Source organism: Kutzneria buriramensis (genome assembly GCF_003387475.1).
Taxonomy (GTDB): domain Bacteria; phylum Actinomycetota; class Actinomycetes; order Mycobacteriales; family Pseudonocardiaceae; genus Kutzneria; species Kutzneria buriramensis.
The window spans coordinates 365246-386459 of record NZ_QUNO01000007.1; the positions used below are offsets into that span (position 1 = coordinate 365246).

17 protein-coding genes are annotated in these 21214 nt (G+C 69.2%); 9 read left to right on the forward strand and 8 right to left on the reverse strand.

Annotated features, from left to right (window positions below):
* The first annotated feature begins 104 nt into the window (after window positions 1-104).
* The 3 genes from BCF44_RS22415 (at window position 105) to BCF44_RS22425 (ending at window position 4470) form a co-directional block, all read left to right on the forward strand.
* Window positions 105-1130, forward strand: coding sequence for a hypothetical protein (locus BCF44_RS22415; RefSeq protein ID WP_147328588.1), 1026 nt, complete (start codon window positions 105-107; stop codon window positions 1128-1130).
* A gap of 564 nt (window positions 1131-1694) precedes the next feature.
* Window positions 1695-4097 (forward strand): glycosyl hydrolase family 95 catalytic domain-containing protein, encoded by a 2403-nt coding sequence (locus tag BCF44_RS22420; protein ID WP_116176303.1) that lies wholly within the window; start codon window positions 1695-1697, stop codon window positions 4095-4097.
* A gap of 64 nt (window positions 4098-4161) precedes the next feature.
* Window positions 4162-4470 carry a hypothetical protein gene (locus BCF44_RS22425; RefSeq protein ID WP_147328589.1) on the forward strand — a complete coding sequence of 103 codons (309 nt, stop codon included), beginning with the start codon at window positions 4162-4164 and terminating at the stop codon, window positions 4468-4470.
* Between the two features lie 150 nt (window positions 4471-4620).
* Here the strand turns inward: BCF44_RS22425 and BCF44_RS22430 are convergent, their stop codons facing one another.
* The gene (locus BCF44_RS22430) at window positions 4621-6006 is read right to left on the reverse strand and encodes a purine-cytosine permease family protein (RefSeq protein ID WP_116176305.1); all 1386 of its coding nucleotides are present in this window, start codon (window positions 6004-6006) and stop codon (window positions 4621-4623) included.
* A gap of 257 nt (window positions 6007-6263) precedes the next feature.
* On the opposite strand from BCF44_RS22430, the gene BCF44_RS58580 reads away from it, so the two are divergent.
* On the forward strand, window positions 6264-6392 hold the full coding sequence (locus tag BCF44_RS58580) for a hypothetical protein (protein ID WP_281283142.1): 129 nt from the start codon (window positions 6264-6266) through the stop codon (window positions 6390-6392).
* Between the two features lie 84 nt (window positions 6393-6476).
* On the opposite strand, the gene BCF44_RS22435 is transcribed toward BCF44_RS58580, so the two are convergent.
* On the reverse strand, window positions 6477-7232 hold the full coding sequence (locus tag BCF44_RS22435; RefSeq protein WP_211353157.1) for an SDR family NAD(P)-dependent oxidoreductase: 756 nt from the start codon (window positions 7230-7232) through the stop codon (window positions 6477-6479).
* A gap of 70 nt (window positions 7233-7302) precedes the next feature.
* On the opposite strand from BCF44_RS22435, the gene BCF44_RS22440 reads away from it, so the two are divergent.
* The gene (locus BCF44_RS22440; protein WP_116176307.1) at window positions 7303-7680 is read left to right on the forward strand and encodes a MerR family transcriptional regulator; all 378 of its coding nucleotides are present in this window, start codon (window positions 7303-7305) and stop codon (window positions 7678-7680) included.
* A gap of 4 nt (window positions 7681-7684) precedes the next feature.
* Here BCF44_RS22440 and BCF44_RS54785 read toward each other — a convergent pair whose 3' ends face one another.
* Window positions 7685-8092: a hypothetical protein gene (locus BCF44_RS54785; protein ID WP_147328590.1), complete on the reverse strand. Its 408-nt coding sequence runs from the start codon at window positions 8090-8092 to the stop codon at window positions 7685-7687.
* 250 nt (window positions 8093-8342) lie between these two features.
* Here BCF44_RS54785 and BCF44_RS22445 point away from each other — a divergent pair, with 250 nt between their 5' ends.
* The 4 genes from BCF44_RS22445 (at window position 8343) to BCF44_RS22460 (ending at window position 12095) form a co-directional block, all read left to right on the forward strand.
* On the forward strand, window positions 8343-9086 hold the full coding sequence (locus BCF44_RS22445) for a hypothetical protein (RefSeq protein WP_116176308.1): 744 nt from the start codon (window positions 8343-8345) through the stop codon (window positions 9084-9086).
* Between the two features lie 71 nt (window positions 9087-9157).
* Window positions 9158-9838, forward strand: coding sequence for a GntR family transcriptional regulator (locus BCF44_RS22450; RefSeq protein WP_211353158.1), 681 nt, complete (start codon window positions 9158-9160; stop codon window positions 9836-9838).
* A gap of 101 nt (window positions 9839-9939) precedes the next feature.
* Window positions 9940-11391, forward strand: coding sequence for an NCS1 family nucleobase:cation symporter-1 (locus tag BCF44_RS22455; protein WP_116176309.1), 1452 nt, complete (start codon window positions 9940-9942; stop codon window positions 11389-11391).
* Window positions 11385-12095 carry an aspartate/glutamate racemase family protein gene (locus tag BCF44_RS22460; protein ID WP_116176310.1) on the forward strand — a complete coding sequence of 237 codons (711 nt, stop codon included), beginning with the start codon at window positions 11385-11387 and terminating at the stop codon, window positions 12093-12095. The genes BCF44_RS22455 and BCF44_RS22460 overlap by 7 nt, the downstream gene beginning before the upstream one ends.
* A gap of 542 nt (window positions 12096-12637) precedes the next feature.
* Here the strand turns inward: BCF44_RS22460 and BCF44_RS22470 are convergent.
* The 5 genes from BCF44_RS22470 to BCF44_RS22490 all read right to left on the reverse strand — a co-directional run bounded on the left by BCF44_RS22470 (window position 12638) and on the right by BCF44_RS22490 (window position 20966).
* The gene (locus BCF44_RS22470) at window positions 12638-14926 is read right to left on the reverse strand and encodes an ATP-binding protein (RefSeq protein WP_246015409.1); all 2289 of its coding nucleotides are present in this window, start codon (window positions 14924-14926) and stop codon (window positions 12638-12640) included.
* Between the two features lie 1013 nt (window positions 14927-15939).
* Window positions 15940-16533, reverse strand: coding sequence for a TetR/AcrR family transcriptional regulator (locus BCF44_RS22475; RefSeq protein WP_116176311.1), 594 nt, complete (start codon window positions 16531-16533; stop codon window positions 15940-15942).
* Window positions 16534-16554: 21 nt separating this feature from the next.
* Window positions 16555-17400, reverse strand: a complete 846-nt coding sequence (locus BCF44_RS22480) for an SDR family oxidoreductase (protein ID WP_116176312.1) — start codon at window positions 17398-17400, stop codon at window positions 16555-16557.
* Between the two features lie 171 nt (window positions 17401-17571).
* Window positions 17572-17859: a phage integrase N-terminal SAM-like domain-containing protein gene (locus BCF44_RS22485; protein WP_116176313.1), complete on the reverse strand. Its 288-nt coding sequence runs from the start codon at window positions 17857-17859 to the stop codon at window positions 17572-17574.
* 89 nt (window positions 17860-17948) lie between these two features.
* A complete protein-coding gene (locus tag BCF44_RS22490) occupies window positions 17949-20966 on the reverse strand; it encodes a helix-turn-helix transcriptional regulator (protein WP_116176314.1) in 3018 nt (1005 codons plus the stop codon).
* Window positions 20967-21214: the final 248 nt, after the last annotated feature.

The window sequence follows — 21214 nt, forward strand, 5'->3', positions numbered from 1 at the left end:
AAAACGCCCAACCGGCCGTCCTTTGGGGTAGCGCCGACAACCCGTTCACAACCGGCGGCGCTGAGCCTGGACGCGGTTCGACCACCATGAGGAGGGAACCGCAGATGAGACGATTATTTCGCCGGCGCGGACAGTTGCTCGTCGCGCTCGTGACCGTCATGGCCGGTGTGCTGCTCTCCGCCGTCCCGGCGGCGGCGACGCCGAGCGCCGTCGACGTGTGGATGCAGGACAACCCGTCCGACAACGCGTCCGAGCCCAGCCTGCCGGTACCGCCACCGTGGTGGGGGCCGGACGTGTTCTCCAGCCCGGACATCTGGGTCTGCCCGACCAGCAACCCGACCTGCACCACCGACACGAACCCGGCCAACGGCTCGCTGGCCTACGTCCACGTCCGGCTGCACCGGCGCGAAGGCGCACAGGGCAACGTTTCCGGCCGCCTGCAACTGTTCTACACGACCATGGGCACGTCCGCGTGGTGGGACAGCCCGACGTCGACCGTCGACGACTGGCAGGACATCAGCGGGACGCCCGGCGTCTTCACCGTCGTGCCGCCGAGCGGCACCGAGGTGATCATCCCCTGGACGGTGCCGACCGCGCCGACGCACTTCTGCCTGCTGGCCCGGTGGGACTCCGCGACCGACCCGATGACCTTCCCGGAGGGGCCCACCACCTCGCAGAACACCTGGTTCAACAACAACATCGCCTGGCACAACGTGAACACCGTGCAGCTGTTCCCGCTCAAGCCCGTCCGGGTGCCGATCATGATCGGCAACCCCTGGCCGGACCCGACGAACATCGACCTCGCGCTGTTCCCGGTCGGCCAGCCGTTCGTCGGCGGCGGCAAGGTGATCGTCGACCTCGGCCCGGAGCTGGCGGCCCGCTGGCGCAAGACCGGTCAGCACGGCGTCGGGGTGGCCCCGGTCGGCGACACCCAGGTGCAGATCCTCGATCCGAAGCAGGCGCTCATCCAGGGCCTGCCGCTGAACGGACGGGAACGGCTGGAGACCGACCTCGAGCTCACCGCGGGCGACCGGCAGGTGGGCGGTCAGTTCCTGCTGCGGGAGGTCCAGCTCGACAGCCAGCACCAGGACGCCGGCGGGGTGGACCACCGGATCAACGTCGGGAAATGACATCGTGAGTTCCGGCCCGGCCGCGCCCCCACCGGCGGCCGGGCCGGATCGCTCCTCTGACGGGTTGGCCGGTCGATCGGTGCTGTGACGGTGCAACCGGCCGAACGCTGCCAGCCGTCAACCCGACCGAAGGCAACCCCTGGACATGTACTGGTGAATCACCGCGACGTCTGCTCGAAGGTCGTCACCGCGACGACCTCCCCGATCGGATGTCTGGGACGTCGCATACATCCGATCAGTGACGGTCGCGCAGCGCTCATGGACCGGCGCCTCGATCGCGGGCCACCGAAACCATCGGCTGGTCCGATTCGCCATCGAAACTCGTCCTGGTTACATGTTCGTGCTGATCGACGCCAGGTTCCGGCGGGTCGTCGCCCGAGCGGCGGCGCGGGTGGTCGAGGACTTCCGCCCCTTGACGAGGTGCCCTGGTCGCATGTTTCCTGTTGGCCGATACATCGGAGGACTGCCCTTGGGTCTGTGTAGTTGGGGCTTGTCCGTCCGAACAGACGCCGCCGCCCAGCAGTTCCGACCACCCGTCGACGGCTTGCTCCTGGGAGGATGCCGATGAACACCACCGTCCTGCGTGGACAGTGGCGGCGGCCGCGCGGCGTGGCCGCACTGGCCCTGGCCGCGGTTGCCACGCTGACCCTCACCGTCTGCGCCGCCGCGAGTGTCAGCGCGGCGCCCCGCACGCCCACCGACGACTGGGCCGCGATCCAACGGATCCTGTCCGGGATCCAGGGGCACGCGGCCGCACCGATTGCCAACGTAGCCACGCCGAAGTTCAGCCCTGGCATGTTGCTGGGCAACGGCGACCTCGGCGCGGTGGTCGGCGGCAGCAGCACCACCAGCCAGAAGTTCTACTTCGGCAAGGGTGACTTCTGGGGCACCGCGTGGAACTCCGGGCACAGCCAGTTGGTGCCCGCGATCCTGTCGGCGGGCAACCTGACCATCTCGTCGCCTAAGGCCAGTTCGAACCCGGGCCCGGCGTACGGCATGACGCAGGACATCCTCGACGCCGAGGTGCGCAGCACGGTCCAACTCGGTGGCGTCACCGTGTCCATGCGTTCGTACACCGCCGACTCGGACAACGACTTCATCACCGAACTGTCCAGCCCGGCCGGCAGCCCGAGCGTCACCCTCGATGTCGCGCTGGCGCTGCCGGGGCCGGACTCGCACACCACCTACCCGACCACCGTCGCAGCCACCGGCGGCACGATCGTCGCCACCCGCCACAACAACCTGAAAGGCGGCAGCGACTTCCAGAGCGAGGTCGCGATCGCGGTCCGGCCGGTCGGGGCCGGCTTCGCGAGCACGAGCACCAGCGGCTCGACGGCCACCGGCACCCTCACCCTGGCCGGCGGCTCGACGGTCGAGCTGGCCACGGTGTTCCGCAGCGACGCCCGACAGGGCTCCGGCGGCCCGAGCGCGTCGGCGCTGGCCGGCAAGGCCACCTCGGCGGTCAACGGGCTGAGCACCGACGACGTGGCCACCCTGCTGGCCGCGCACCGCCAGTGGTGGAAGAACTTCTGGCTCCAGTCGTACGTGCAGACCAACGACCCGACGATGAACGCCTACTGGTACGGGGCGCTGTACGCGATGGGCTCGGCGTCCCGCCCGGGCAAGGTGCTGGCCGGCATGAACGGGCCGTGGGTCATCGACGACTTCACCCAGTTCCCGCGGTACTGGTACAACTACAACGTCGAGGCGCCGTTCTACGGCGTGGCCTCGGCCAACCATCCCGAGCTGCTGCAGCCCTACAACGTGCAGCAGCAGGCCGAGCAGCAGTGGCAGATCAACTGGACCGCCCAGAGCGGCGGCTACCAGGGCGAGATGTGGCAGCGGTCGATGGGCCCGTTCCACCAGTTCCTGCCGACTCCGGCGCCGGTCGCGCCGAGTGGGAGCAAGAAACCGCGCTGGACCGACCAGAAGTCCAACGGCATGTTCGCCGCCCTGCCCTCGCTGTTCTACTACGACTACACGCAGGACCAGAACTTCCTGAAGACCCAGCTCTACCCGAACCTGCGGGCGGTCGACGCCTTCTACCGCGACTACCTGACCACCAGCGGCAACCGGCTGGTGGTGGCGCAGAGTTCGGCGCACGAGGGATCCACCGACCTGAACCCGAATCTGGACATCGGCTTCATCCGACGGGTGGAGACCGCGCTGATCACGTTCAGCGGACGGCTGGGCGTCGACCAGAACCTGGTGCCGGTCTGGCAGAACACCCTGGCCAAGCTCGCCGCGTACCCGACCGGAACGGTGAACGGCACGACCGTGTACCTGATGGCCGAGAACGTCAACGGCTCCACGGCCATCGCGAACACGTTCCACCCCGGTGACCAGCCGATCAACCTGGAGGGCGGGGTGTTCCCCGGCGAGAACATCTACCGGGGCGGCGACCCGGCCCAGGTGCAGATCGCCATCAACACGCTGCGGCAGATGAACTCCTGGGGCGTCACCTCGGGGGAGAACATGGGCAACGGGTTCCCCAAGGAGTTCCCGATCGCCGCCCGGGTCGGCTGGCCGGCCGCCGACCTGGAGGCCAAGTTCGACGCCGCGATCACCAAGCAGTGGCGGTCCAGCAACCTGACCGTCGCGCAGTCCGGCGGCGGGATCGAGACCAGCGGCTCGATCGAGGCCGTCGACTCGATGCTGATGCAGAGCGTGTCCGGCACCATCCGGCTGTTCGCCGACGCGGACTGGCCGACCACCAAGGACGCCTCGTTCACCCGGCTGCGGGCCGAGGGAGCCTTCCTGGTCAGCGCGGCGCTGGCCGGTGGCAAGGTCGGCCCGGTCACGCTGACCAGCACGGTCGGCGGCCAGGTCAGGATTCTCGATCCGTGGCGGACCGGGGGTGTGAGCGTCACGGCGGCGGACGGCAGCACGGTGTCGGCCACCGATTCCGGTGGCGTGATCAGCTTCGCCACCACCGCCGGCACCACGTACACGGTCGCGGCGCGGTAGTCGAGTCCGGGTCGCCGAGCCGGACATCATCCAGGCCCAGGCCCAGGCCCAGGCCCAGGTGCTGGTGGCGCCGGCGTACGGGTCGCCGAACCTACTCGGCGACCCGTACATGATGGTGGTCGGCACCGCCGCCGCGGTCGTGCTGAACCTCAGCCCGAAGCAGGCGGCCGCCGTGCTCGGTACCGCCGCGAAAATGGGCTTCACCGCCCCGTTCCTGGTCAGCCTGCCCGGCTTCGGCCCCGGCGTCCTCGCCGGTGACCTCGCCCGACCGCGCCGGACAAGGCGGTCCCGTACGCACCGCTCGACAGGGGCTCGGCCGACGTTGAGAGCGGCGCCAGCGAGCGCGAGTTGGCGCCCCTGCGGCCGCTTGTAGAGCACGGGCGGGACCACCCTCTGCACCGGACCACCTGACTGGTCATGGCGGGGTGAGACCGACCCGCCTCGCCATGCACCGGCGAGATCGGTGATCAGCGCCGCCTGCCGGCGGCTGAGCCCGCACGCGGTGCATCGCGGCTGCTCCCGCTCAGCTGAGCGATCTTGCCACGCCCCGGCGGCCGAGGATCAGGTACAGGGCGGCGGCGATGACGAAGCCGACGAGGAAAGTGATGTCACCGATCTGCGGGATCGCCGCGGGCACCGGCCCGAGGTAGAGCGACTGGTTCGCGAAGAACAGGATCGAGATCACCGCGCCGGCCAGGAACGACACCAGCCCAGGCCAGCCAATGCGCGACCGGTCGGTGAGCAGGGCACTGGCGTCCCGGCCCGCGCACAGCCACTGGTCGGCGAAGACCACGCCCAGCCAGGGCGCGATCCAGTACGAGATGACCAGCAGGAAATTCTCGTACGCGGCGCCGGCGTCGGACAGACCGAACAGGGCGAGCACGTAGCCGACGGCGCCGAACCCGAGTGCGACGATCGCCCGCCGCCAGGCCAACGGCAGCGTGATGCCCAGGGTGAGGAATGCCAACGCGCCTGAGTAGATGTTGAGCGCGTTCGCCGCGATAGCCCCGAGCACGATCGCCAGCAGTGTGATCGTCGCCAGCCAGCCTGGCAGATGCCCGGTGAAGGCGGCCGTCGGAGTCTGGTCGGCGCCACCGCCGATGGTCGCGGACGCGGCGCCGACGCCCATCAGCACCGTGCACGACACGAACAGGCCGAGCGCAGCGAACCAGCCGACCGCCCGGCCACTGACCGTCGCCGGCAGATAGCGCGTGTAGTCGGCGGCGTAAGGATTCCAACCGGCTGCATAGCCGAACGCCGCACCCATGGTGAGCAGGAAGCCGCCAACACCGCCGGCGCCGCTGGGCGCGTTCGGATGTGCCTGGGCGAACGTCACCACGGTGACGATCGCGAAGATCACCGCCAGCACGGCGAAGACGTACTTCTCGTACGCCTGAACCAGATTGTGGCCGAAGAACGCGATGCCGCTCTGGACCACCACGACCACGGCGAGGGACGCCGGCAGGGGCAGTCCGGTCAGCGTGTTGAGGGCGAACGCGCCGCTCACGCTGTTCACGGCGAACCAGCCGATGCCGGCGGTGACGGACATCAGCGCTGCGGGCGCCAGGTTTCCCCAGTACCCGAATCCGAGACGGCTCAGCACCATCTGCGGCACGCCGTAGCGCGGACCGCGGGCGGACAGCAGTCCGTGGGTCAGCGCGCCGAGCCCGTTGCCGAGCACGACGGCGGCGATCGCCTGCCAGAACGACAGGCCGAACACCGAGACCGCCAGCACGCCGACGAAGATCGTGGCGAACTCCAGGTTCGGCGAGGACCACGTCCAGAACAGTTGGCGTGGTGTGCCGTGTCTGTCCCCGGCGCCGACGGGCTCTATGTCGCCGGTCTCGACGGCGACGACCCGATCTGCGTACGCGCTGGACCGCACCGGTCCGGTCGCCGAGACCGCCATGGCTGCCTCCTCTGATCGCTTGGACGCCGGAACGCTAGAGGACGCTTGTCACAGTAGTGTGGCTCGCCGTTAACGCGGCTTTTCGCCGTTCGGTCTCGGTACTTGTCAAGTGCAGTTGAGACGGTTGTGCCTACGAGGCTGGTCGTGGCTCCTGGCTGACGGGCTGGTTGATCCAGGCCTGTGCCGTGCCAGGACTCGACGCTGAAGCTGTGACCTGGCGTTTCGTCAGCGTCGGTACCACGGCATGATCAACTCACGTGGTGTTCCGTCTCTTGTACATGCTCAGAGTTCGGTTGCTCGGGTGGCTGGCGTTGCTTGCTGGCAGCAGGACCGTGTTGATCGCCGAGGTGCTGGCTCTGCGGCACCACGATCCCATGGCGTCGTGACGTACCAGAAAGTTCCCGAAAGGTTCGGTGGCGAACGATTCCATCCAAGGCTGGTCGCGCACAGCCGCGCGGATGCCGGTCTGTTCAGACACCGCTCCTGGCCATCATCCGCCGCGCAACGGCGAGGACAAGACGCGTTGGCAGCAACCTACCGAACAAGAAAGCGTTCAGCGCATTGACTTTGCCATCGACGACTGCGGGTCCGTTGCCTGACAGGGCACGCAACACGGTAGCGGCGACAGCCTCTGCGCTCCGCGTGCCGCGAGTGTTCATCGGCGTCTTCGTGGGGCCAGGACTGACCGCCACCACCCGGACTCCGGTGCCTTGGGTCTCGGCCCACAGCGCCTGGGTGAACGAGACGACGTACGCCTTCGTCGCCGCGTACACCGCCAAATAGAGGGCGGGTATGTAACCCCCGGTGCTGGCGATGTTGACGACGGCCCCGTGGCCGCGGGCGACCATCGCGGGCATCAGGAGCGTGGTGAGCTCGGTCAACGCGTTGACGTTGATGTCGATCAGGGACCGGAACCGGGCCGGATCCCCGTCGAGCACCGGACCTCGCGCGCTGACACCGGCGTTGTTGACCAGCATCTCCACCTCGATGCCCTCGTCAGCCAACGTCTTGGCCAGCCGCGTCGGCGCGTCGGCGGTGGCGAGATCGAGTGGGAGGGTGCGCACTGTCACTCCGTGACGACGGCTCAGCCGCGCGGCCGCTTCGTCGAGCTTGTCGGCGCTGCGGGCGACCAGGACGAGGTGCGCGCCGTGGGCGGCCAGCCGCTCCGCGATAGCCGCCCCGATGCCGGTGGAGGCGCCGGTGACGACGGCGAACTTGTCGCGCATCTGCGCTGCTGTGGTCATGGTCTCGACGCTAAACCTTGACGTCGGTGTCAAGGTCAAGGTGAAGTGAGGCATGCCCATCGGCGAGTTGAGCAAGGCGACCGGCGTCAGCAGTCGGGCACTGCGCTACTACGAGCAGCAGGGCCTGCTGCGCAGCGAGCGCCGGCCCAACGGGTACCGCGAGTACGCCCTCGAGTCGATCGAGGTCGTCGCGTTCGTCCAAGACCTGTTCCACGCCGGCCTTTCCTCCGACGTGGTCCGGGACATCCTGCCCTGCGCCCGGGATGAGCACCCGCGTGGCGACTGCGCCGAACTCCTCGCGCGCGTCCGGCAGGTCCGCGACGAACTCGTGCGGCAGGAACACCACATCGCCGAGCGTCGCCAGCGACTGGACGCCTACCTCGCCGACGGCTATCTCGCCGACGGCTACGAGGCGCGTCCCGCCCGTTGACCGGTCACGGCAGGCGACCGCGCACGGCGTTGCCCGACGTCGAGTACGCCGGCGTGACCAGCGCCCGGCCATCGCTTCCTGCTGGTGTCGTTGACAAGCAGGACGATTCGCCGCCAGTGGATCCCGCCCGGGATGCCGCTCGACGTTTCTGACCGGACGGGTTGGACGCCTTCACGCCGACGGCCCGCCCGGCCTGGTGTGGGAGGTCGACCGCGGTCGAGACGTGTCGGGCCGGCAGGGCGGCTTCCGCGCTGGCGAACAAGGCGGCGCGATCCTGCGGGGAGAGGGTGTCCCACCATGGTGTGTCCAATGTCCGGGGATAAGCCCCGTCCGTGGCTGTTCGGCTGTTGTACGGGATCTTGGTCCAGGCGTTGTCCTGGCTGACGCTGCTGGCTCGGGGCTCAGCGTCCATGGACGCGGAGATACTTGCGCTGCGCCACGAGGTCACGGTGCTCCGCCGCGCCAACCCTCGCCCACGGCTGGACTGGGCCGACCGGGCGGTTCTCACGGCCCTATCCCGGCGCCTGCCGAAATCCCTGCGGGCCTGCCGCGTCGTCACCCCGACGCATCGACAGTTTCGACAGTCGGAATCCACAAGATCGGCCGGCATATCTTGATCTGACCGAGGCGCGCGGTAGCGTGTGCGCACCACGGGAGGATCGATGCATTCGGTGCCGCGCAGCACCAATTCCACGGCGGAGTCCCACCAGCGGCCGGGCTTCTGGGTCAGGCCGGTCATGGGAGTGCCGATGCGCTCCATGGTCGGTGTGGTGCTCGCGTTCGTGACCAGCGGCGTGATCGCGGTGGAGACACTGCCCTCGACCGTGTCCCCGAGCCCGCAGAACGTCGTGGTGGCCGCGGATGCGCCGGCGTCGCCTCCGGACAGTTCCTCAACCCGCCAGCAGGTGTCGCCGCCCGTGGCCATCACCACGACGAATACGACACAGGCCGTCACTTCGACGAATTCGACACACACCGCCACATCTGGCACTGCGAGCACCGGCACGAGTGCAGCCGACAAGACGTCGCCGAGCCCTGCTGGTCAGACGTGCGGCGATTGCTCCGGCGGGGGTGGCACCACGACGAGTCCACGACCGCCGAGTGGCCCCGTCCATCTCGTGTCCTGCCCGGACGTCGCCTCGGCGTTGCCCACGGTCCCGCAGCAGGCCGCCGCGGAGGTGAACCAGAACCTGGCCGAGCTCGGTCAGCAGATCACCGACGCGGACAACGGGATCGCCGCCGCGCGGGCCCAGGGCCAGGGCATCGACTTCATCAACAACACGGTTCTCGGCCCGCTCAAGGACCGGCGGGTCGCCACGATCGACCGCATAGCCATCGCGATCGGGCGGTACGCGCCGCAGCCGACCGGCCTCGACCGCCTCGCACAGTGCGCACTCGCGTCGTAGTGAAGATCGAACTGCGGATGCCGTACCGCGGCGTAGCGTGTGCGGGCATGCCGGGTCCTAGACGACGTTCCGTGTTGATCGCGCGGCTGGCGGGTGAGCACCCCGACAGCTCGCAGGCGGCGATCCTGGCCGAGCTGCGGCGGTGCCTGCTGGACGGCGGGGTGCCGCCGGGCACGCCGATTCCGCTGGACGAGGTGGCGATGGTGTTCGGGGTGAGTGCGATCCCGGTCCGGGAGTCGCTGAAGACGCTGGTCGGCGAGGGGCTCGTGGAGCACCGGCCGAATCTGGGCTACACGGTGGCGAAGCTGACGGTGGCGGAGCTGCGCGAGATGTACCTGGTGCGGGAGGTGCTGGAGACGGCGGCACTGACCGCGGCCGTACGGGCGGCGGCCGCAGCCGACGACGAGGCGGTGGCGGCGGCGCACCGGGCGATGGAGTGCGCGGTCCGGGACGGCGACGCGCTGGCGTATCACCGGGAGAGCCGGGGGTTCCATCTGGCACTCGTACGGCCGTGCGGAATGCGCCGCCTGCTGGGCATGTTCGAGTCCGCCTGGAACATCACGGAGCCGCTGCAGTCGATGACGCACCTGACGGCGACGGAACGGGCGACGCTGCAGCGGGATCACGACGAGATCGTGGCGGCCTTCGTGGCCCGGGACACCGAGGCGCTGCTGGCGGCGGCCCGGGCACATCACGGCCGACTGCGCAGCGCGCTGGACTCGCTGCCGAGCGACACGGGTTTGTTCGCCTAGAACACGCATTCAGGCCGGCGGGGAACATATATGGTTCCCGTCATAGCGCCGTAACACGGCGCTCCTAGCGTTTCGCGCAACCGATCGCTCAGGAGCGCCCCATGACCGACGTCCTGGCCCGTACCTCGGAAACCGCCGCCACCGAACTCGATCCCCGACTGGCCAACGACGATCTGAAGCCGTTGGCCGAACAGAGTTGGGGCGCCTACAACATCTTCGCGTTCTGGATGTCGGACGTGCACAGCGTCGGCGGTTACGTGACCGCCGGCAGCCTGTTCATGCTCGGCCTGAGCAGCTGGCAGGTGCTGGTCGCGCTGCTCGTCGGCATCGGCATCGTGCAGCTGTTCTGCAACCTGGTGGCGAAGCCGAGCCAGGCCGCGGCGGTGCCGTACCCGGTGATCTGCCGCAGCGCGTTCGGCGTGCTGGGCGCGAACATCCCGGCGGTGATCCGCGGTCTGATCGCGGTCGCCTGGTACGGCATCCAGACCTATCTCGCCTCGGCGGCACTGGATGTGCTGCTGCTCAAGGTGTTCCCGGGCCTTGCCCCGTTCGCGGACGTGCGGCAGCACGGCCTGCTCGGCCTGTCGCTGCTGGGCTGGGGCTCGTTCATGCTACTGTGGTTGTTGCAGGCGGCGGTGTTCTGGACCGGCATGAACACCATCCGCCGCTTCATCGACTTCTGCGGGCCCGCGGTGTACGTCGTGATGATCATGCTCGCCGGCTACCTGGTCTACCGCGGCGGCTGGGGTGCGATCGACCTGAACCTCGGCGCGGTGAAGTACTCCGGCCTCGACGTCGTCCCGGTGATGCTGGGCGCGATCGCGCTGGTGGTGTCGTACTTCTCCGGGCCGATGCTCAACTTCGGCGACTTCTCCCGCTACGGCAAGTCGTTCCGGGCCGTGAAGCGTGGCAACCTGCTCGGCCTGCCGGTGAACTTCCTGGCCTTCTCGGTGCTCGTGGTGGTGACGGCCTCGCTGACGGTGCCGGTGTTCGGGCAGCTGATCACCGACCCGGTGCAGACCGTGGCCCGCATCGACAGCACCACCGCGATCGTGTTGGGGGCGTTGACGTTCACCACCGCCACCATCGGCATCAACATCGTCGCCAACTTCATCTCGCCCGCGTTCGACTTCTCGAACCTGAGCCCGCAGCGCATCAGCTGGCGCGCCGGCGGCATGATCGCCGCGGTCGGCTCGGTGCTGATCACGCCGTGGAACCTCTACGACAGCCCGGACGTCATCCACTACACCCTGGAGACGCTCGGCGCGTTCATCGGCCCGCTGTTCGGGGTGCTGATCGCCGACTTCTACCTGGTGCGCCGGCAGAAGATCGCCGTGGCCGACCTGTTCAGCATGTCCCCGTCGGGAACCTACTGGTACCGAGGCGGTTTCAACCCGCGGGCGATCATCGCCACCGTCATCGGCGCCGCCGTCGCCGTGACACCGGTGCTGTGGACGGCCGGGCCGGGCATGGCGACGGCGGCGCAGTACAGCTGGTTTATCGGCATGGGTCTGAGCCTGGCCGTGTACCGGGCGGTGTCGCCGAAGTGCTGATCAAGGTCGTCAACCCCAACACCACCGCCGCCATGACTGCCGTGATCGAACGGGCGGCCCGGGACGTCGCCGGGCCCGGCACCACCGTGCGGGCCGTGACGTCCCGGATGGGGCCGGCGTCCATCGAGAGCCACTACGACGAGGCGCTGTCCGTGCCCGGGGTGCTCGCCGAGATCTCCGGCGCGGACGGCTACGTGATCGCCTGCTTCGGCGATCCCGGCCTGGACGCCGCCCGCGAGCTGGCCGAGGGCCCGGTCGTCGGCATCGCCGAGGCCGCCATGCACGCCGCGGCCTTCCTCGGCCGGGGGTTCACCGTCGTGACCACCCTCGGCCGGACCGTCGGCCGGGCCTGGGACCTCGCCGACCGCTACGGCATGGCTCGGCACTGCCGCCGGGTCCGTGCCTGTGAAGTGCCCGTTCTGGAGGTCGCCGTCGCCGAGAAGGCCATCGCCAAGGAGTGCCGGTCGGCGGCCGTCCAGGACGGCTGCGACGCCATTGTTCTCGGCTGCGCCGGGATGGCCGACCTGGCCGCCCGGCTCACCGCCGAGATCGGCCTCCCGGTGATCGACGGCGTCGCCGCCGCCACCCTCCAGGTGCAGTCCCTAATCACCATGGGCCTGCGCACCGGTTCCCGCCAGGAATACGCCCCACCCCTGCCCAAGCCCTACACCGGCCCCCTGGCCCCCTTCGAAATCCCTGCGTAGTCGTTTCCGGGCGCACGACGTCGTCGTGCGCCGGGACAAACCGTGTACCGTGCCAAAAGTCGATGCGTAGGCCGTGACCAGGTGTTTCGCCGGCCAGCTCAGGCAGTTCGCCGGTACTCGTTGATCACGCCGCCGAGGACCTTCCGGCGTGTGATCGGAGCGTCCAACGGGGGCGGGTCTCATGGCAACGACGGTCAACGGTGGCGGACGGTCGTTGGCTGAGTGCGGTTCGTGGGTGTTGTGGTCGGTTGGCGACGGTTGGCGGATCCACCTGGTCGGGTAGTGCGAACCGTGACCCCATAACGGTGTTACGTAAAAACTTGGAGGGGACCGCTCCTGTTTGGGGGCTGCGGCAGGGTAGGGGTCCACTGTGGATGATCGACTTAAGACTGTCGTCGGGTATGAGAAAGGCCGCGGCAGGCCACACGTCCTCGCCGGCGGGGGAGAACCGCCAAGCCTGACGCGGCGAATCGGTGCGAACCGGACCGTCGCGGCGGCGCCGGTAGGTTGCCCGACCGGCCGACCCGATCCCGTGCCGGCCCTCACCGATCCCAGATTTCTCGTTGTTCGGTGACCCATGCCGCGAGCTGGGTGCGTTTGGTAAGGCCAAGCTTGGCCAAGATGTGTTCGACGTGGCCTTCGGCGGTGCGTTGGGCGATCACCAACTGGGCGGCGATGTCCTTGTTGGACAGTCCCTTGGCAACGAGCTCGGCGACCTGCTGCTCCCGCTTGGTCAGGGGTGATCTCGCGGTGGGAGCCGGGGTAGGGGGTGCGGGTTTCTCGCCCAGGGCGTAGGCAATGGCCTGATCCAGGTCGAGCGCGGTGCCACGGCCGAACGCAGCCTGGAAGGCGCGGTCGCCGAGACGGTGGCGGGCCTGGCGCTCGCACGCCTCACGCGCGGCGCGGTGATGTTTGAAGTCGAGCGCGGCCGGGTCGCCAAACAGCGGCCAGAGCTGGTGCGCCGCGCCGAGCAGCACGGTGGCCCGTTCGCACTCGCCGGCCTCACTGGCGATCCAGGCCAGCCGCTCAATTTGCAGCGCCGTGCCGACAGGGTCGCGGAAGTTGCGCATGTCCCGGAGATTTTCCCGGGCGTGCGCGCCCGCCTGCGTCACCTCGCCTCGTGTCCATTCGGCGAGGGACAGGGTGCTGACCACATAGGATCGGGCCCATTGCTCACCATGTCGCTCACACAGCGCCATGCCCTCGCCGCAGAGCTCGATGGCGCGGTCCGAGTCTCCCTGGAGAAGGACCACCGCGGCCAGCAGGGCATGGGCGAGGATCACGTTGGTGCTCAGTTCGCCCAGCACCTCGAAGCGTGCCAAAACATCCTCGACCAGCATCTGCGCGCGTGGCAGGTCGCCGTTGAGCCGTGCGAGAAGGCTCCGGGTGAACTGGGCGCAGGCAAGCGTGGTCTCCGCGCCCCGTGGTACGGCCCAGTCCCAGCACTCCTGTGCCATGGCTGTGGCGGCGGGGTAGTCCCCTTGCAGTGCGCTGATGTGGGCGGCGGCGCACAGGGCAGTGGCCCGCGGCTTGCTCGGCTCGGTGTCCAGGGCCAGCGCCCGGTCCAGCCAGTGGCGCCCCTCGGCCAGCAAGCCGCAGCAAAGCCAGTAGAACTGCAGAGCCGCGGCCATCCGGAGTCCGGTCTGGGACTCGCCGGGAGTGGTCAGGCAGTACTTCAGGGCGACGCGCAGATTGGGGTGTGCGGACCGGATGTGGGCGGACAACTCCAGCTGGTTGGGTCCGAACCACTCGGCCTCGCCCCGTTCGGCCAGCCCCAGGTAGTAGTCCCGATGCCGCCGACACAGCACCGCCTCCTGCCCACCCGCCCGCAGTCTGTCCCGCCCGTAGTGGCGAAGCGTGTTCAACAGCCGATACCGTGCCCAGGCGTGATCCTGGTTCTCCCGGATCAGGATCGACTTGTCCACCAGCCCGGTCAGCAGGTCAAGTACCTCTTCGCGGGCGATGCCGTCCCCGGCGCACACCGCTTCGGCCGCGTCCAAGTCGAACCCGCCGGCGAACACCGACGCCCGCGCCCACAGCGTCTGCTCCGCCGGCGAACACAACTCGTAGCTCCAGTCCACCACCGCCCGCAACGTCTGATGCCGGGGCAACACCACATGGCTGCCCCCGCGCAGCAGACGGAAGCGGTCGTCCAGCCGAGCCAGGATCTGCTCCGGAGACAGCACCCGCACCCGCGCCGCGGCCAACTCGACCGCCAACGGCAGCCCGTCCAGCTGACGACAGATCCGGCCGACCGTCGCGCGGTTGTCGGCCGTGACCTCGAAGTCCGGTCGTACGAGCATGGCTCGCTCCGCGAACAGGTGGATCACGTCGTCGCCAACGGGTCTTCCCCGCAGCGGTGGGTGTTCCGGGTCCGGCAGCGGCAGCGGCAGCACCACAAGGAGTTGTTCGCCCGGCGCGGACAGCGCCTGTTGGCTGGTGGCCAGGATTCGCACTTCCGGCGCCGCGGCAAGCAGTTCGGCCGCCAAGTCCGCACAGTACTCCGCCACGTACTCGCAGTTGTCCAGCACCAACAACAGCTGCCTGTCCCGGAGATAGCCCACCAACACGTTCCGTGGCGACCGCGTGGTCCGATCCCGAATCCCCATGCTGTCCGCGACCGTCTGGTCCACCAGCATGTGATCCTGCAACGTGGCCAGCTCCACCAGCCACACCCCGTCGACGAACGCCCGCCGCACCCCTGCCGCCACCCGCAGCGCCAGCCGACTTTTGCCCACCCCACCCGCACCGGTCAACGTCAACAACCGGGCGACGGACAGCAGCCGTTTCGTCTCGGCGACCTCCCCCCGGCGGTCCACAAAACTGGTCACTTCAGCAGGAAGATTGCCACGCTGCCGCAACTGGTGCCCGACCGCCATCATTCAGGCCGTGAGCGATACCGACAACGGCCACCCTGGGGTGGCTGTGATCGTCCGCGGGCACCGGACACACTTCCGTAGGTGACGAAGACCCCAGGCTGCCGACAAAACTCCACCTCCCGAATGTGGCAGCAGCCCGCCTGGTTGAGCGGTAGGACGTTGACGCAGTCTCGACAATGGCCATCAAACGCCAGCGAGACAGTGGGCCACTCGGTGCCGCCGGCGGGTGATGCCGGGCAGGTCCTGTACTACATTCCGAGGTCGAGTGGGAGTGGGTCGCCTCGTCGGCGGTAGTGGCTGATCATGGCTCTGGTCTGATGGACTTGGCGCCACACGGCACGGGCGATCGCGGCGGCGACGCCCACAGCATGTAGCAGTGTCGTCGCGGCCAATAGCCGACGGATCGCCGCGGTCGACGACGGGAGAACGGCCGACCTCGGCAGATCGCCTGACCCTCCCGGAGCGGTGCGTGTTTTCCCTGGCTGGCACGGGTCACCGCGAGAAGTGCCTGAGCCAGCATGCACATCGTGACGTGCCGATGCCACGGCACCCACTTGCGGACCTGGTAGGCGTCCATCCCGACCTGGTCCTTGCCGGTCTTGTTGTCCTCCTCGACCGTCCAGCGCATACCCGCCGTGCGGGCGGTTGAACATCCAACTCAGGCGGTCGATCGGGGGCTGAAGGTCAGCGTCCCAGGCGGCGATGTCCCGGGCGGTTACCTGCTCCACGCCAACATCAACAACTGCTTACACGGGCACATTCCTTGATCTGGGAATGTAGTACAGGTGTGCCAACCGATTCCGATTCCTGTCCGAACCGGAATTGGGCGTTGTGGTCATCGTTTTTTGCTGTGTGCGCTGAGCATCATGGTGGGCGTCGGCGCGGCCAGGCCCGGCACTCCAGCGTCCACGCCGCCTCTCGGCCGGGTGACCCGGTGCTGCGGCCATGCGCGGCCGGCTGGGGAGCTACGCCTCCAGTATTCGGCGGCCGGCGATGAGGGCGAGGACGGCGGCCGCGGCCTGCTCGGCGGTGTTGTCGACATTGGGGGAGGCGCTGTCGATCAATAGGGCGGCATGGCCGTGTGCGGTCGCGACGATGGCGGACGTGAGGCGCTGGGCGTGTGGCTCGGTGTCGCACAGCTCGCGCGCCGGTGCCAGGAACAGTTCGCCGACCTTCTGCGCGGTACGGTGGAGATCCGGGCGGCTCTTGTCCAGCCTGCCGCCGAACAGGGCCTTGAACAGGGGCTGTTGGTCGCCGGCGAATCGGACGTACTCGGCGGCCGCGGCGGCCAGGCGCTGGCTGGCAGTGCCGGTGGCGGTGACCTGGACCAGCCGCTCGTGCAACAGGTCACCGGCGTGCACGGCGATCGCGGCCAGCAGTTCGTCTCGGTCGGCGAAGTGCCGGTAGGGCGCGGCCTGGGCGACCCCGAGCCGACGGCTCACCTCGGCCATCGAGAAGCCCTCCAGGCCGCGCTCGGCGAGCAGTTCGATCGAACTGTCGATCAACGCGGCCCGCAGGGCGCCGTGGTGATAGCTCTCTCTTCTGGTGGTGTCCGGCATGGCGACACAGTAGTTCGCCGCTCAGGACGCGGGCTGGTCGACGGGGAAGGGCACGATCCGGCGCATGACGGCGTCCCAGCCGCGGTCGCCGAGCAGCCGTCGCAGCGTCGGTGCCATGTGCGCCGGCGCGCCCACCTTGTAGCGGGGCTTTGGCCGCCGTGCGGTGATGGCTTTGACGATCACCTTGGCCACGTCCTCGGCGGTGGCTACGCCACCGCCCTGGCGATGGGCGCGTTCGGCCATCTTGTCGATGCTGGCCTTATACGCCGCGTAAGGTCCCCCGTCGATGACCGGTGTGTGCCGCTCGCTGTTGGCCATGAACTCGGTGCGGACCGCTCCCGGTTCGATCAGTACAGTCCGCACACCGAACGGGGCGACCTCCAGCCGCAGCGTGTCGGCGAGCGCTTCCAACGCGTACTTGGACATCGCGTACGGACAGCCCGTCGGCGGCGTCACCAGTCCGGCGGCCGAGCCGAGATTGACGATCGTGCCGTGGCGCGCGGCGCGCATGGCCGGTAGCACGAGCTGACACATCCGGACCAGCCCGAACACGTTGGTCTCGAAGACGTCTCGCACGGACTCCAGCGGGATCTCCTCCACCGGTGCGCCGCCGCCGTGCCCGGCGTTGTTGACCAGCGCGCCGACCGCACCGTGCTCGGCCTCGACGGCCCGCACGGCGTCCACTCTCGACTGTTCGTCGGTGACGTCCAGGCGCAGCACCCGGCAACCGGCTTCCTCAAGTTCGACAAGGGTTTCCGGTCGTCGGGCGGTCGCCCACGTCGGCAGCCCCGCGCGGACGAGGGCCAGCGCCGTGGCCCGGCCGATCCCCGACGAGCACCCCGTGACCAGCACGGCCCGTGGCACCATCCGACACCTCCATGTATTAGGCAATCACATTGTGTATTCCTATCACATGCGAGGCGGGCCCGTCGAGAATCGGGCCCGTGTCCGCTGCCGCACGAGCCGCCTGCCGGAGGCGCGTTCCGCCCCTCGTACAGAGGAAAGCGCCGCCACCAATCTCCTGAGCCACCCGGGCGATCACCAGTTCGACGCTGGTCTGGGGTACCGAGCGTCGATCATCCAAGCCTGAAAGTGTTCGATGTGGGCGCGGGTGACCTCGGTCGGGTTCTGCGCCGCGGCGTCGGCTTCGGGGTCGGGGGAGTACTCGGCGAGGTAGCGGGCGAGCTGGCTCGCGGCGAGTAGGTAGTTGTAGCGGGTGGTCTCCGGGCGGTTGGCGGCGCGGAGGGACCGGCCCCGGCCTCGCAGATAGCCGTCCCAGGTGTCGGGAAGCCCGTTGGTGATCTTGTCCAGCGCTTCGGCACTCACAGGGACAACGCCGCCGCCGCCGACATCCAGCCCGCCGGGCGGCGACCTTGGGCTGTGCGATGCGGTCACCGGCGTCGTACCCGGCGGCCTCAGGGCTTGAGGTGCTCGACCACCCAGCGGGTCATCGTGACCCGTGACCTGATTCCCAGTCGTGCGTACACCTTCTGCAGATGCGTTGTGACCGTGCGGGTGCTGATGTAGAGCCGCTCGGCGATCTCCGGATTGGACAGTCCGGCCGCCACCAATCGCACGACTTCCTCCTCGCGCGGAGTCAACTCGGCCGTGCGGGCACGGCGCGCCGACGGCGACCCTGGCGTCCCGCCGTGATCGCGTAGCAGGCGCCTGGCGCGGTTCGCCCCCGCCTCGACGCCACGCTCGGAGAACACTCGAAGCGCCCGCTCCAGGAGTTCTCGCGCCGAGTGGGAACCGAGCCATTCCGGCTCGGGCCTGCCGTCATCGACCGGTCGGCAGCAGAGGGCGTCCAGCCAGGCATGAGCGGCCTGGACAACCATGCCAAGCCGGTCGAAGCCGTCCGCAGCGGCGGCGTACAGGCTCGCCGCGGTTTCTTGCTCGCCCTGCGCCGCGGCGACCTGAGCTTCCAGCCGATCGGCGAGTGCGGCCGTCAGGTCCCTCCCGCTGGACTGTGTCCGCAACTGGTCGAGCGCCGCGGTCGCCTCGGCCCAGCGGCCGTTACGGGTCAGCGCCTGGCCATACGCGCCGACCAGGAGCGCGCGCACTGCGGGCCGCCGCTGCAACGCGGCTCGTGCGGTCTTCTCGGCTTCGGACGCGTCCCCGTGGTCAAGCTGGACGAGCACCCTGGCGAGGTCCACGAACCCGAAGACACTGCGATCGGCTTCGGCCAGCTGGCCGAAGCGTTCCCCGACCTGGCCGAGCAATGCCTCCGCCTCGGTCACCTGTCCGGTGCCGCGAGCGACGAACGCCAGTTGGGTCATGCCCATGGCGGTGGCGCGCTCCATGCCCGTCTGCTCGCCGATCTCGATCAGCCTGGCGGCCATCGCCGCCGCGTCCGAGAAGCGACCCTGTTGCAGCCGGACCATGCCCAGGTGCGCGATGTGCACCGTGGCCAGTGTCGGCGAGCCGAACTGGCGGGCCAGGACGATTCCCTCGTCGGCGCGCTCGGCGGCGGCGTCGAAGTCGCCATGGACCAGGAAAGCCTGGGTGAGCGAACGCAACACCACTTCAGTGAGCTGCGGGTTGGCCAGCCGTCGGCTGAGGGACAGCAGACCGTCGACCCGCCCCAACGCGTCCGGGACCCGTCCGTCGTCCAGGTCCCGGACCAGGTATGCGATCTCGAGAAGGGCTCGCGCCCGAACGATGCCGGTCCGCGCCGTGAGGTCGGCCAGGCGAGGCAGCGCCGCGTCGAGGACATCGCGCCGGTCGCCCTGTATGCCGTTGCGTATCTCCACCTCGGCGAGATAGACGTGCACCGGTCCGGCGGGGCGCTCGTCGATCAGATGGTGGGCATCTCGTAGGCATCGTTCGGCCAGGTCGAAACGGCCCAGGTCCCAGGCGATACGCGCGGCGGCGCCCACGCGCTGTGCCCGTGCGAGCGGATGTCCGGCGCCGGCGGCGTCGAGCATGGCGGTCAGCGCCTCCTCGAGCCGGCCGGCCATCTGCGCCCCGTGGGCCAGTGCGGTCAGCAGCGCCGTTCGAGAGCCGGGCAGCCGGTGTTCGGACATGAGGTCCAGACCTGCCTGGGCCAAGAGGACAGCGTGGTCGCCGGCACGACGGTGCAACGCCGTGGTCACCGCCTCGACCAGGGTTGCCAGTGTCGTGGCGGGTGCCACCAGCGCGCCGGCGCCGAGCAGGTGGTGAGCCAGCTGGAGGACGTCCGGCCGGCCTTCCTGTTCCAGCACCCGCGCGGTGGCGGCGTGCAGAGCCTGTCGCTGTTCGGTCGACAACGACCCCACGGCGACTTCGGCGAGCAGGGAATGCGACGGCCGGTACACAGTCGTTCGCCCCGCCGGTACTTCGTCGATCAGGCCGGATCGGCGTAGCCGTTCGAGTGCGTCGACGGCGTCGGTCGGGCTGGTCCCGGCGATCCTCGCGACCATAGGCGCGGTGGATTCCGGTGCCAGGCAGATGACGTCCATGACGCGGCGCGGAGCTGGTGCCAGGATGTCCAGACGGCGTTGGAGCAGGGTGCGGGCGACCTGCGGCACCGTGTGGGGCGCGGCGGACCGCAACACCCATCGTCCGGCCACCTGGGTCAAGGACTCCGTCTCGGACAGCGTCGAGAGCAACGCGTACACGAACAGCGGAACGCCGGCCGATCGAGCGGACAGGAGCGTGACCAGGGCGCGCGGCGCCACGCCACCGAGCAGGTCCGCCGCCAGCGCCGTCAGCGCCGACTCGTCCAACCCGGGCAGGGACAGCTCGGACAGCGACAGCCCTGGCGCGATTGCCGTGCCGACCGCGCTGCTGGCGACGGTCGGTACGCGGGCCGCCCATCGGAGCGTGTCCAGCAGCGGAATGTTCTCCGCCGGATCGCCCGGTTCGTCGTCCCGGCGGGTCAGCAGGAGCAGCAGCCGGCTGTCGGTGAGGCAGCGCGCGAGATAACCCAGCAGGCTCTGGCTGGCCCGATCGAGCCAGTGCACGTCGTCGACCAGCAACGCGATCGGCTGTGCCGCCGTGGCCCGGCGGACGAACTGCCGAACCGCCTCGTACAGCCGCGTGCGCTCCAGCCCCGGGTCGCCGAGATCGGGCGGCGGGTCGGGCCATTCCAGATCGACGAACAGCCGCCCGAGCTGCGGCAGCCCGGCGACCAGGTCCCTGCGCCGGGTGTCATCGTCCAGCAGTGGACGCAGGGCCCGGACCAGCGGCGCGTAGGACAGGTCCTGCTCCAGTGGCGCCGCCCCCGCGCTGAGCGTCAGGAAGCCCTGCGCGCGCGCCACCGCCAGCGCCTCCAACGCCAACCTGGTCTTGCCGATGCCGGCCACGCCACTGATCACCACGGCATGCGAGCGGCCGGCAAGCACGCTGGGCAGCGCCGCGGTCAGCGAGGCCAGTTCGGCGTCCCGCCCGACCAAAGTGGCCGCGGAGAACCTGAGCGCAGCACATGATGACGTCGGCAACGGCCCGCTCATGCCACCCCGGTATGCGCCGATTCACAGGTGTGTCCGCATGCGGCCGGACAAGTTGCGATCTCACACAGCTGACTGCGGCGCAACCGTGTCTGGTAGGGGATCGCCCGCATCGGTCAAGTGTATGCCCGGCAGCTGCCAGGATACGTAAATCGTCCGATCGTGCAGCGGATACGTACTGAGGGACTCTTGATCGAACGGAGATGACCTCGGCGCCGGATTCCCCTTCCTGACAGAGGAACGCGTTCGAA

Excerpts from the sequence above, each read along its gene's own strand:
- BCF44_RS22475 (WP_116176311.1), bottom strand. The coding sequence starts at position 16,533 with ATGCCGGACACCACCAGAAGAGAGAGCTATCACCACGGCGCCCTGCGG.
- BCF44_RS22480 (WP_116176312.1), bottom strand. The coding sequence starts at position 17,400 with ATGGTGCCACGGGCCGTGCTGGTCACGGGGTGCTCGTCGGGGATCGGC.
- BCF44_RS22415 (WP_147328588.1), top strand. The coding sequence starts at position 105 with ATGAGACGATTATTTCGCCGGCGCGGACAGTTGCTCGTCGCGCTCGTG.
- BCF44_RS22490 (WP_116176314.1), bottom strand. The coding sequence starts at position 20,966 with ATGAGCGGGCCGTTGCCGACGTCATCATGTGCTGCGCTCAGGTTCTCC.
- BCF44_RS22455 (WP_116176309.1), top strand. The coding sequence starts at position 9,940 with ATGACCGACGTCCTGGCCCGTACCTCGGAAACCGCCGCCACCGAACTC.
- BCF44_RS22445 (WP_116176308.1), top strand. The coding sequence starts at position 8,343 with ATGCATTCGGTGCCGCGCAGCACCAATTCCACGGCGGAGTCCCACCAG.
- BCF44_RS22440 (WP_116176307.1), top strand. The coding sequence starts at position 7,303 with ATGCCCATCGGCGAGTTGAGCAAGGCGACCGGCGTCAGCAGTCGGGCA.
- BCF44_RS22430 (WP_116176305.1), bottom strand. The coding sequence starts at position 6,006 with ATGGCGGTCTCGGCGACCGGACCGGTGCGGTCCAGCGCGTACGCAGAT.
- BCF44_RS22435 (WP_211353157.1), bottom strand. The coding sequence starts at position 7,232 with ATGCGCGACAAGTTCGCCGTCGTCACCGGCGCCTCCACCGGCATCGGG.
- BCF44_RS54785 (WP_147328590.1), bottom strand. The coding sequence starts at position 8,092 with ATGGACGCTGAGCCCCGAGCCAGCAGCGTCAGCCAGGACAACGCCTGG.
- BCF44_RS22420 (WP_116176303.1), top strand. The coding sequence starts at position 1,695 with ATGAACACCACCGTCCTGCGTGGACAGTGGCGGCGGCCGCGCGGCGTG.